7 protein-coding genes are annotated in these 7,202 nt (G+C 74.5%); 2 read left to right on the top strand and 5 right to left on the bottom strand.

Annotated features, from left to right (window positions below; genetic code table 11):
- Positions 1–613 precede the first annotated feature (613 nt).
- Together ACSNOG_RS31040 and ACSNOG_RS31035 are read right to left on the bottom strand one after the other, a co-directional pair.
- Positions 614–1,939, bottom strand: coding sequence for an NAD(P)/FAD-dependent oxidoreductase (locus ACSNOG_RS31040; protein WP_436756037.1), 1,326 nt, complete (start codon positions 1,937–1,939; stop codon positions 614–616).
- A 173-nt stretch (positions 1,940–2,112) separates the two neighbouring features.
- Positions 2,113–3,021 carry a TIGR01777 family oxidoreductase gene (locus tag ACSNOG_RS31035; RefSeq protein ID WP_436756036.1) on the bottom strand — a complete coding sequence of 303 codons (909 nt, stop codon included), beginning with the start codon at positions 3,019–3,021 and terminating at the stop codon, positions 2,113–2,115.
- Between the two features lie 63 nt (positions 3,022–3,084).
- On the opposite strand from ACSNOG_RS31035, the gene ACSNOG_RS31030 reads away from it, so the two are divergent.
- Complete coding sequence (locus ACSNOG_RS31030) at positions 3,085–3,609, top strand: N-acetyltransferase family protein (protein ID WP_436756035.1); 525 nt, start codon at positions 3,085–3,087, stop codon at positions 3,607–3,609.
- Positions 3,610–3,628: 19 nt separating this feature from the next.
- Here the strand turns inward: ACSNOG_RS31030 and ACSNOG_RS31025 are convergent, their stop codons facing one another.
- Positions 3,629–4,147: a DUF4240 domain-containing protein gene (locus ACSNOG_RS31025; RefSeq protein ID WP_436756034.1), complete on the bottom strand. Its 519-nt coding sequence runs from the start codon at positions 4,145–4,147 to the stop codon at positions 3,629–3,631.
- Between the two features lie 170 nt (positions 4,148–4,317).
- Between ACSNOG_RS31025 and ACSNOG_RS31020 the strand changes: the two genes are divergently transcribed.
- The gene (locus tag ACSNOG_RS31020) at positions 4,318–5,283 is read left to right on the top strand and encodes an SDR family oxidoreductase (protein ID WP_436756033.1); all 966 of its coding nucleotides are present in this window, start codon (positions 4,318–4,320) and stop codon (positions 5,281–5,283) included.
- On the opposite strand, the gene ACSNOG_RS31015 is transcribed toward ACSNOG_RS31020, so the two are convergent.
- Together ACSNOG_RS31015 and ACSNOG_RS31010 are read right to left on the bottom strand one after the other, a co-directional pair.
- On the bottom strand, positions 5,274–6,239 hold the full coding sequence (locus ACSNOG_RS31015) for a helix-turn-helix transcriptional regulator (protein ID WP_436756032.1): 966 nt from the start codon (positions 6,237–6,239) through the stop codon (positions 5,274–5,276). The two genes, ACSNOG_RS31020 and ACSNOG_RS31015, sit on opposite strands and share 10 nt — an antisense overlap.
- Before the next feature lie 198 nt (positions 6,240–6,437).
- The gene (locus ACSNOG_RS31010) at positions 6,438–7,061 is read right to left on the bottom strand and encodes a GntR family transcriptional regulator (protein WP_436756031.1); all 624 of its coding nucleotides are present in this window, start codon (positions 7,059–7,061) and stop codon (positions 6,438–6,440) included.
- Between the last annotated feature and the right edge of the window lie 141 nt (positions 7,062–7,202).

Raw genomic sequence — 7,202 nt, 5'->3', positions numbered from 1 at the left:
CGGCGGGGGGTTCTTCGCCTGCGGCGAGGCAGCGTCCGGCGGGTTCGTCCGGCACCGCCGGGCTGCGCCGTCTCGGCTTGGCGCCGTTGCGGCGGAAACAAGAAGCCGGGCTTCTTGGCTTCAGGGGCTTTCCGTTCGGCACCGCCGGGCTGCGCTGTTTCGGCTGGCGCCGTTGCGGCGGGGACAAGGAGCCGGGCTTCTTGGCTTCAGGGGCTTTCCGTTCGGCACCGCCGGGCTCCGCCGTTTCGGCTGGCGCCGTTGCGGCGGGAGCAAGGAGCCGGGCTTCTTGGCTTCAGGGGCTTTCCGTTCGGCACCGCCGGGCTCCGCCGTTTCGGCTTGGCGCCGTTGCGGCGGGGACAAGGAGCCGGGCTTCTTGGCTTCAGAGGCTTTCCGTTCGGCACCGCCGGGGTCGGCCGTTTCGGCTTGGCGCCGTTGCGGCGGGAACGAGAAGCCGGGCTTCTTGGCTTCAGGGGCTAAGAAGCCCGGCTTGCCTGCGGTAGGTGGTGCTCTCTGCCGCAGGCAAGAGCTTCCGCCGCCACGGCGCGTAACCCCCGCCGGAGGTGACCGGCGGTGCCGTGCGAGCCGTGCGGGGCCGGGCCCCGGCCGGAGGGTGTTACGCCGCCTGGAGTTCTTCCGTGTCCTGGGGGGCCCGGATGCCCAGGTCCCGCAGGACCGCCAGCGCGGCCCTGCGGCCCGAGAAGAGGGCGCCCTGGACCGTGCTGGTGTCGCGGTGGTCACCGCAGACGTACAGGCCCGACAGCAGCCGCACCGGGCGGCGCACGTCATGGGGGGCCGGCATGGCCGGAACGGCCTCCGGGTCGTGGTGGGCCGCGAGGAGCTGCCAGTCGGCGGCCGGGGCGCCGTAGACGCGGGAGAGCTGGGCGCGCGCGGCCCGGTCGAGCTCGGCGAGGGGCAGGCCCGCGGCCGCGCCCAGCACCGTGGAGGTGATCAGGGGTCGGCCGGCGGGTGCCCGCGAGGGGTCGACCTCGCTGGTCACCATGGTGTGGGCGACGGGCCCGTGGCGGCCCGCGGCGATGATGAGCGAGGCCTCCCGCAGCGGAGGCTCGTCCGCGGTGTGGTGGAGCACGGTCACCGGGTGGAAGCCGGGCAGCCGCAGGCCGGGGAGGAGTTCGGCGGCGGCGCGCGCCCCGGTGGCCACGACGACCGAGCGGCACCGCAGCACGCCGTGCTCGGCGGTGGTCACGGAGGTCGTGCAGGCGGCCTTGGCGTGGACACCCGTGCGCACCGTGCCGGGCGGCAGCAGGTCGGCCAGCAGCACCGGCACGGTGTCGGCCCCGCCGGCCGGCAGACAGAGGCGGCCGCGCGCGTAGCCCCGCAGGACGAGGTCGGCGCAGCGGCTGGACGTGGTCAGGTCCGGATCGCACAGCAGGGACGCCAGCAGGGGCCGCAGGAAGACCTCGGCGGTGCGGGCGGGCAGGCCGCGGCCCGCGAGGGTCTCGGCGGTGGGCCGGTCGGGGCGGGCGAGGACGCGGTGGGCGGGCAGGGCGGCGAGGCGGCCGAGCGCGGTGCCCAGCCGGGCCTGGTCCAGGCCGCCGGCCCGGGACCCGCGGGCCGCGGTCGCGAGGGCGCGGGCCGTGGTGAACGCGCGCTTGGCCGTGCGGGGTTCGGCCGTGCGCTGGTTGCGCCCGTCGGCGTGGACCAGGACTCCCGGGGTGAACGGCTTGAGGAGGAGCGCGTCGAGGCCGGGGGTGCGCAGGAGCTCCGGGAAGGAGGTGTTGAGCAGCTGGGCCGTGCGGTCCAGCCGGAAGCCGTCGGTGCGGTCGGTGGCCATCCGCCCGCCGACGTGGGGGGCGGCCTCCAGGACGGCGACCGTAACCCCTGCGGCCGTGAGCCGGTGCGCCGCCGAGAGCCCGGCGAGGCCGGCTCCCACGATGACGACGTCGGCGTCGATAGCGGTGTCGCGTGCGCTGCTGAGCACGTGCCCTCCCGGGTTCGGTCCGCTCGCTCGGTGCCCTGATGCCCTCAACGGGCCGTGGCGATGCGCGATTTGACTTGACCGTAGAGAGAAATTCGGTCAATAACAGTCGCGCACGGACAGGGCACGGTCGCACGGTGGGTAGCACGGCCGGCGGCCGCGTGCGCGGTCCGCGGTCAGCGTGTGTCCGCCAGCGCCGCTCGTACGGCGCTCTCGATGTCCGGGTGGGTGAAGGAGAACCCGGAGTCCAGCAGCCGCCGGGGCACGACCCGCTGACTGCCCAGCACGTCCGAGGCCATCTCGCCCAGGGCCAGCCGCAGCAGCGGGGCGGGCGCGGGGAACAGCGCAGGGCGCCTCAGCACGCGCCCCATCACCTCGGTCACCTGACGGTTGGTGACCGGATGGGGAGCGGTGAGGTTGACCGGCCCGGCCACGTCGCCGGCCTCCAGGAGGTGGCGGAGCGCGGCGACGTGGTCCTGCAGGGCGATGAAGCTCCAGTACTGCCGCCCGTTGCCGAGCCGGCCTCCGAGGCCCGCCCGGAAGAGGGGGAAGAGCTTCGCCCACGCCCCGCCCTCCCCGGCCACGACCAGGCCGGTGCGCGCGAAGACCGTCCGCACGCCCGCCTCGGCGGCGGCTCCGGCCGCCTCCTCCCACTCCTGGCAGACGTCGGCGAGGAAGCCGTGCCCGGGCGGGGTGCTCTCGTCGGCGAGCCGGTCTCCGGTGTCGCCGTAGATGCCGATCGCACTGCCGCTGACGAGCACGCGCGGCGGGGTGTCGAGGGAGGCGACGGCCTCGGCGATCGCGGCGGTGCCGAGGACGCGGCTGTCCCGGATCTCCTTCTTGTACGAGGCCGTCCAGCGGTGGTCGCCGACGCCCGCGCCCGCCAAATGCACCACGCCGGTGCAGCCGACGAGGCCGGAGGTGTCGACGGTCTGCCGCAGGGGGTCCCAGGAGACCTCGCCCCGCCCGCGGGCTTCGCGCCGCACGAGGCGCACCACCTCGTGGCCGTCCGCCCGCAGGGAGCGCACGAGCGCCGTGCCGATGAGCCCGGTGGAACCGGTGATCGCGATCCGCATACGCCCCATCCTGCCCCCGCGTCCCGAAAAAATGGCAGAGGAGTCGTGGGGCGCTCCTGGCACAGTGACCCCATGGTGAATCCGATCATCCGTACGGCCACCGAGGCCGACGACACCGAGCTCGCCGAGCTCGACGGGCGCACGTGGTCGCCCCTGCACGCGGTGATGCCGCGGCCCGAGCGTCCGTACCCGCCCTTCTTCGGCGAGCGCAACCGGCCGGAGCACATCCTGGTGGCCGAGGCCGGCGGCCGGCTCGCGGGATACATACGGCTGGTGGCGCCCACGCCGCTCGCCTGCAACGCCCACGTGCGCCAGATCCAGGGACTGGTGGTGGACGACGCCTTCCGCGGGCGCGGCGTGGCCCGGGCGCTGCTGCGCGCGGCGTGCGAGGAGGCCCGCCGGCAGGGGGCGGTACGGCTCACGCTGCGGGTGCTCGGGCACAACGCGCCCGCCCGGGCCCTCTACGCCTCGGAGGGCTTCACCGAGGAGGGCGTGCTGCCGGGGGAGTTCTTCCTGGAGGGCGCCTACGTCGACGACGTGCTGATGGGGCGCTCCCTCACTCCCTCACACCTGACCCCCTCACACCTCACTCCCTGAAATCTCACTCCCTGAGGCCCTACTCCCGGAAGCGCTCCCACAGCGCGGGAAACCGCTCGGCGAGCGCCGCCTCGTCCTCCGGGTCGACGGGCGTGCCGAGCGGCTCGGCCGGCTGGTCGGGCAGCCCCAGGTCCGGGGTCTCGGCCCCGGTGAGCTGCTCGTACGCCTCGTCGGCTGCGTACCCCAGGTCCTCGCCGTCCCCGTCGACCTCCTCGTCGAAGTCCTCCAGGAGGTCGGCGAGCCGGTCCGGGTCGTGCATCGCCCCCTCGAACACCTCCCGGCCCTGGCCGATCAGCCAGCACCGGAAGTAGTCGAAGACGTCGTCGCTCGCGCCGTTCAGCATGATCGCCGCCGCGCCCCACAGATCCCACAGGTAGGCGCGGTTGTAGCGGGACTCGAAGTGCCGGGCGAAGTCCACCACGCGCTCGGGGTCGAGCTGCATCAGCCGCTCGATCAGCAGGTCCGCCTGCTCCTGGGCGTCGCCCTCGGCGGCCTCGCGCGTGGTGTCGATCAGTTCCCAGAACTCCGTCTCGTCCACGCCACCAGCATCGGGCCAAGCACCGGCCCCCGCACGCGGAGCGGGGCGGATGCGGCCGTCTCGTTACCGGGGCGCGCCCCCGGAGGCGGTGTGACGTGCGATACAGGACAGGAGGTGTCGTGTATCGGTGGCAGAGTCACGGCCGAACCGAGGAGAGGAGACCCGAGGACATGAGTACGCCGACGACGGCCCGGGTGCAGACGCGGGCGCAGGCCGGCCGGCCGCTCGCGGGCAAGGTCGCGCTCGTGGCGGGGGCCACCCGCGGCGCGGGCCGCGGCATGGCGGTCGAGCTCGGCCGGGCCGGTGCGGTCGTCTACGCCACCGGGCGCACCACCCGCGAGCACCGCAGCGAGATCGGGCGGCCGGAGACCATCGAGGAGACGGCCGAACTGGTGACCGCGGCCGGGGGCACGGGCATCGCCGTCCCCACGGACCACCTGGACCCGGCGCAGGTGGAGGCGCTCGTGGCCCGGATCGAGGGGGACCACGGGCGGCTGGACGTGCTCGTCAACGGCCTGTGGGGAGGCGACCACCTCGTCGGCTTCCCCGACGCCTTCACCAGGAAGATGTGGGAGCACGACCTGGACGCGGACCTGCGCATCCTGCGGCTCGGCATCGACTCCCACGTGATCACCAGCCGCTTCGCGCTGCCGCTGCTGACGCGGCGGCCCGGCGGGCTGGCGGTCGAGGTGACGGACGGGACGGCCGAGTACAACGCGAACTACCGCGGCCACCTCGCCTTCGACCTCGCCAAGTCCGCGCCGATCCGCATGGCCATGGGGCTTGCCGAGGAGCTGCGGGACCTCGGGTGCACCGCGGTCTGCCTCACGCCCGGCTACCTGCGGTCGGAGGCGATGCTGGACACGTACAAGAAGGTGACCGAGGAGACCTGGCGCGACGCCCTGCGGGACGACCCGCACTTCTGCATCTCGGAGAGCCCGGCCTACGTCGGGCGCGCGGTGGCCGCGCTCGCCGGCGACCCCGGCGTCTCGCGCTGGAACGGGCAGTCGCTGTCCAGCGGGCAGCTGGCCCGCGTCTACGGCTTCACCGACACCGACGGCACGCGGCCGGACGCCTGGGGCTACATCACGGCCATGGAGGCGGGAGAGAACCCGCAGGAGGCCGACTACCGGTAGAGGTCCGCACTGCGGGCGGCCGCCTCCGCGAAGCGGTCCCGCAGGGCCTGCGGCTTCAGGACCTCCGCCTCGGGGCCCAGGCCCAGCACCTGCTCGTAGGCGACCTCCAGGGACTCCACGCGCAGGGTGACGCTCACCCGGCCGTGGTCGTCCGGGGCGTCCGCGGCCCGCAGCGCCTCCTCCGCCGCCATGCGGTCCGTCACGTGGGGCAGGCGCCGCGCCCCTTCGGGGGTGAGGCGCAGCCCGACCCGGTCGCGGAGGATCGAGCGGGCGAACTCCGCCGCCCGCTCCTCCCAGAAGCCCGGCAGGTCGAACGTCTCGTCCCGCTCGAAGCGGTCCGCCCCGGCGGCCACGGCCGTGAAGCGGTCCACCCGGTAGACGCGGAAGCCGCCCGCCGCCCGCGCCGCCAGGTACCAGACGCCGCCCTTGAGCACGAGCCCGTACGGTTCCAGGCCGCGCTCGACCTCGGTGTCCCGCCGCCGGTAGCGGGCCGTGACCGGGCGGTCGTCCCAGACGGCGTCCGCGACGGCGGGCAGCAGGGGAGGCGGGTCGCCCTCGCGCCACCAGCCGGGTGCGTCGAGGTGGAAGCGCTGGGACGCGGAGGCGGAGGCGTCGCGCAGCTCGGGCAGGAGGGCAGCGGAGACCTTGAGGCGGGCGGCGGAGGCCGCGTCGGCCAGGCCCATCTCGCGCAGCGCGGAGGGGACTCCGGAGAGGAACAGCGCCTCCGCCTCGGTGCGGCCGAGGCCGGTCAGGCGCGTGCGGTAGCCGCCGACGAGGCGGTAGCCGCCCGTGCGGCCGCGGTCGGCGTAGACGGGAACGCCCGCTTCGGACAGCGCGAGGACGTCTCGGGCGATCGTGCGCTCGGAGACTTCCAGCTGCCGGGCCAGCTCGGCGCCCGTCATGGACGGCCGGGACTGGAGCAGCAGGACCAGTTTGATCAGCCGTGCGGCGCGCATGGCCCAAAGACTAGAGGGATCGCACAGCAGGGGGAGTGGCGACAGGAGCCGGTGCGCAGCCAGGGCAGGAAGACGCACGGGCTCCTGTCGTCACTTCTGAGCCGTACCGCGACACAGGACAGGGCGCGCGGGACGGCTCGGACGAGACTGTACGCCTCTGATCGATGATCGATCAATCCCTGAGCCCCAACCGAGACCTCAGATCCTCGGCGCGCAGCTCAGCACGTGCGTCTTCAGCAGCTCGCCGATCGCCGGGTCGCGCCGCCGGAACGCCGCCACGATCTCGGCGTGGTCCTCGGCGTGGGCGCGCGGCTCCGGGCTGAGCCAGCGGATCGACAGCGTCGTCCACACCTCGATCCCCAGCGACTCCCAGGTGTGCAGCAGGACGGCGTTGCCCGCGGCCTTGACGATCTCCCGGTGGAAGGCGACCGTGTGCCGCACCTGCGCCTCGCCGTCGCCCGCCCGGTCCGCCTCGTACAGCGCGGCCACCTCCGGCTCCAGCGCCGAGACGTCCTCGGCCAGCGCGGGTGCGGCCAGCTCCGCGGCCACCTGCTCCAGGCCCGCCCGCACCGGATAGCTCTCCTTGAGGTCCGTGGCGGTCAGCTCGCGCACCCGCACGCCCTTGTTGGGCGAGGACTCGATCAGCCGCAGCGACTCCAGCTCGCGCAGGGCCTCGCGCACCGGCGTTTGGCTCACCGCGAGCTCGGCGGCGATCCGCCGCTCGACGATCCGCTCGCCCGGCTGCCAGCGCCCGCCGACGATCCCTTCGAGGATGTGCTCGCGGATCTGCTCGCGCAGCGAGTGCACGACGGGTGTGGCCATGGGAGAGGCTCCTCAGCGGGGTGGTGCGCGGTAGTGCGGGGTGGTGCGGTGGGTGCTGCGGTGCGGGTGCGGCGGTGACTTGGGCGGTGACTCGATTATCCCGGCGGTGCACAAGGGCGGGGGGGGGGGGGGGGGGGGGGG

Source organism: Streptomyces sp. URMC 124 (genome assembly GCF_051386455.1).
Taxonomy (GTDB): domain Bacteria; phylum Actinomycetota; class Actinomycetes; order Streptomycetales; family Streptomycetaceae; genus Streptomyces.
Note: the sequence above shows the minus strand (reverse complement) of the source record. Positions and strands in the feature narration are given on the sequence as shown.